Source organism: Caballeronia novacaledonica (assembly GCF_900258035.1).
GTDB lineage: Bacteria > Pseudomonadota > Gammaproteobacteria > Burkholderiales > Burkholderiaceae > Caballeronia > Caballeronia novacaledonica.
Genome location: NZ_OGTP01000054.1, coordinates 1 through 3640 on the forward strand (window position 1 = coordinate 1; position 3640 = coordinate 3640).

Here is a 3640-nt window from a genome sequence, read left to right on the forward strand (position 1 = left end):
AGCGCTCGTCGAAACTCACCACCACCCGCTCGCTCACCGGATGACACTGGCAAGTCAGCACGAAACCATCATCGATTTCGTGTTGTTCGAGCGTGTAGTTCTTGTCCATCTTCACTTCGCCTTCGAGCACTTTCGCCCGGCACGTGCAGCACACGCCGCCCTTGCACGCATACGGCAACGCGAGCCCTGCTTTCAGTCCGACATCGAGCACGCTCACGCCTTCGTACGGCAACCGCAATTTGCGCTTCTTCCCGTCGATGACCAGTTCCAGATCCGCCGCCGGCGTGCTCTCCGTGATCTCGATGACCGGCGCGCCCGCTTGCGGCAACGGCGTGCCGAAGCGCTCCACGTGAATCTGCTTGGGCGCGACGCCCGCGTCTTTCAACGCTGTTTCAGCGGCATCCATCATCGGGCCGGGGCCGCAGATGAAGGCTTCATCGATTTCTTCCGGCGAAAGCAGCGTCTCCAGAAACGCCTTGCACTTCTTACGATCCAGCACGCCGTTGAAAAGCTCGACATCCTGCAGATCGTCCGACAGCACGTGATACAGCGAGAACCGATCCATATACCGGTTCTTCAGATCTTCGAGTTCTTCGGCGAACATGATCGCGTCGACGCTGCGATTGCCGTACACCAGCGTGAAGCGGCTCGTCGGCTCCGTATCCAGCGTCGTCTTGATGATCGCCAGCACCGGCGTGATGCCCGAGCCGCCCGAGAACGCCACGTAATGTTTCGCGTGGTCCGCGTTCAGATGCGTGAAGAAGCGTCCGTCGGGCGTCATCACGTCGATCTCGTGGCCGGGCTTCAAGGTATCGAACGCGAAGTTCGAAAAACGCCCGCCCCGCACGCGCTTGATGCCGATGCGCAATTCGCCATCGCGATCGTAGTCGGTCACGCCCACGCAGATCGAATACGAGCGGCGCGTCTCCTCGCCGTCGATATGCGTCTTGAGCGTCACGAACTGACCCTGCGTGAAGCGAAACGCATCGCGCAGATCGGGCGGCACCTCGAACGACACGGTGAACGCATCGGCGGTTTCGGGACGGACGTCGCGGATGCGCAGCGGATGGAATTGCGGAGTCGCCATGATGTCGATGATAAGAAGTCGGTTCAGTACGGCTTGAAGTAATCGAACGGCTCGCGGCAATCGATGCAGCGGTACAGCGCCTTGCACGCCGTCGAGCCGAATTGCGCGAGCTTCTCGGTGTGCGTCGAGCCGCAGCGCGGGCAAGCGACCACAGCGCTCGCGCGCGGCACGAAACGAATGGGCTTCTCGGTGCTCGTGCATGCGCCCGTCGGCGGAGCGATGCCATAGCGGCGCAGTTTCTCGCGCGCTTCGCCGGTGATCCAGTCGGTCGTCCATGCAGGCGCCAGCACCGTCTCGATGCGATGCGCGCCGAGCTCGGCCTGGTCGATCGCCTGCGCGATGTCTTCCGCGATCTGCGACATCGCCGGACATCCCGAGTACGTCGGCGTGATCACCACTTCGAGCACGCCGTCGTCGCCGTGACGCACATCGCGCAGAATGCCCAGCTCACGGATCGATACCACCGGAATCTCCGGATCGGGCACCGCTTCGAGCACGTCCCACGCGCGTTCGATCGTCGTATCCATTTACCAGCTCGCGCCCGGATGTTGACGCGCCAGGCTCTGCATTTCCGCCAGCAGATAGCCCATGTGCTCCGAGTGCTCGCCGTGCTTGCCCGTGGTGACGTGCTTCACATCTTCGGGCGCTTCGAGCGTGGCTTCTTCGAGCGCGGCTTGCACTTCTTCGCGCCATGCCGCTTCGAACTCGCTCGCGAGCGGCGCGATGCCCGCATCGGCGACAGCCTGTTCGACTGCATCGGTGACGAAGAACTCGCGCGTGTACGGCATCAGATAATCGAGCGCGGCCTGCGCACGACGATGCGACTCTTGCGTGCCGTCGCCGAAACGCACGAGCCAGTCGCGTGCGTGATGCAGGTGATAGCTCGTCTCCTTGATCGACTTCGATGCAATCGCCGCGAGTTGCGCATCGCTCGATGCCTGCAGCGCGCTCCACACTTCGATCATCAACGCGGAGTACAGGAAGTTGCGCACGATCGTCACCGCGTAATCACGTTCGGCGCGCGTCGTGCCCGCGAGCGGGCCGAAGTGCGGCAACTCCGCGATCGTGTAGTTGGCGAACTCGCGCTCGGTGCGAAAGTATGCGTAGTCGTCTTCGGTTTTCTTGTTGCCGTCGAGCGTCGCAGCGTGCGTGTACAGCAAACGCGCTTGACCGATCAGATCCAGACTGATGTTCGCCAGCGCGATGTCTTCTTCCAGTGCCGGGCCGTGGCTGCACCATTCGGCATTGCGCTGCCCGAGGATCAGCGCGTTGTCCGCCAGACGCAGCACATAAGCGAGATGTTGATGCGCGTGTGTCATGTATCGCGCCTCACATGTGATTGATTTCGTCGGGCAGCACGAAGAACGTCGGATGCCGATAGATCTTGTCGCCCGCGGGCTCGAACAATTCGCCCTTGTCCGCCGGGTCCGATGCCGTGATCGCCGCCGACGGCACCACCCAGATGCTCACGCCTTCCTGACGGCGCGTGTATACGTCGCGCGCCATGCGCAACGCCGCGCCCGCATCCGGCGCGTGCAGGCTGCCGCAATGCTTGTGATCGAGTCCCTGCTTGCTGCGCACGAACACTTCCCAGATCGGCCATTCCTTGTTCATCTCATCGTCTCCCTGCTCATGCAGCGTGTTTGTGGGCGCGGGCTTTCTGCTTCTCCGCGTAGGCGAGTGCCGCTTCGCGCACCCATGCGCCGTCGTCGTGCGCCTTCACGCGCGTGGCGAGACGTTCCTTGTTGCACGGGCCGTCGCCGTTCACGACGCGCCAGAATTCTTCCCAGTCGATCTCGCCGTAGTCGTGCGCCTTGCGTTGCTCGTTCCACTTCAGGTCCGGATCGGGCAGCGTGACGCCCAGAATCTTCGCCTGCTCGACGGTGGCATCGACGAACTTCTGACGCAGATCGTCGTTCGAGATGCGCTTGATGCCCCACGCGAAGGACTGGCCGCTGTGAATCGAATCTTTGTCGCTCGGGCCGAACATCATCAGCACCGGCCACCACCAGCGGTTCACCGCCTGTTGCACGAGGTCTTTTTGCGCTTGCGTGCCCTTCATCATCGCGAGCAGCGCGTCGAAGCCCTGGCGTTGATGGAACGACTCTTCCTTGCAGATGCGGATCATCGCGCGGGCGTACGGCCCGTAGGTGCAGCGGCACAGCGGAATCTGATTCATGATCGCCGCGCCATCGACCAGCCAGCCGATCACGCCGACGTCGGCCCACGTGGGCGTCGGATAGTTGAAGATGCTCGAGTACTTGGCCTTTCCGGCGTGCAATGCGCCGACGAGTTGATCGCGCGAGACGCCCAGCGTTTCGGCCGCGCTATACAGATACAGACCGTGGCCGCCTTCGTCCTGCACCTTCGCGAGCAGGATCGCCTTGCGCTTGAGGCTCGGCGCGCGGCTGATCCAGTTGCCCTCGGGCTGCATGCCGATGATCTCCGAATGCGCGTGCTGCGAGATCTGACGCACCAGCGTCTTGCGATAGGCCTCGGGCATCCAGTCCTGCGCTTCGATCTTGCCGTCGGCTTGCATCACGGCGTCGAAGC

The 3640-nt window shown here is 62.7% G+C and carries 5 protein-coding genes; all 5 read right to left on the bottom strand.

Translation table 11 applies throughout. The features are described from left to right. The coding region (gene paaE, locus NOV72_RS31640) for a 1,2-phenylacetyl-CoA epoxidase subunit PaaE (protein WP_106858433.1) at positions 1 to 1087 on the bottom strand (1087 nt) is incomplete at its 3' end. Between the two features lie 23 nt (positions 1088 to 1110). Next, positions 1111 to 1614 carry a 1,2-phenylacetyl-CoA epoxidase subunit PaaD gene (gene paaD / locus NOV72_RS31645; protein WP_106858434.1) on the bottom strand — a complete coding sequence of 168 codons (504 nt, stop codon included), beginning with the start codon at positions 1612 to 1614 and terminating at the stop codon, positions 1111 to 1113. Then, a complete protein-coding gene (gene paaC, locus NOV72_RS31650) occupies positions 1615 to 2406 on the bottom strand; it encodes a 1,2-phenylacetyl-CoA epoxidase subunit PaaC (protein ID WP_106858435.1) in 792 nt (263 codons plus the stop codon). Between the two features lie 10 nt (positions 2407 to 2416). Beyond that, on the bottom strand, positions 2417 to 2701 hold the full coding sequence (gene paaB, locus NOV72_RS31655; RefSeq protein WP_016346499.1) for a 1,2-phenylacetyl-CoA epoxidase subunit PaaB: 285 nt from the start codon (positions 2699 to 2701) through the stop codon (positions 2417 to 2419). A gap of 16 nt (positions 2702 to 2717) precedes the next feature. Then, the coding region (paaA, locus tag NOV72_RS31660) for a 1,2-phenylacetyl-CoA epoxidase subunit PaaA (protein ID WP_106858436.1) at positions 2718 to 3640 on the bottom strand (923 nt) is incomplete at its 5' end.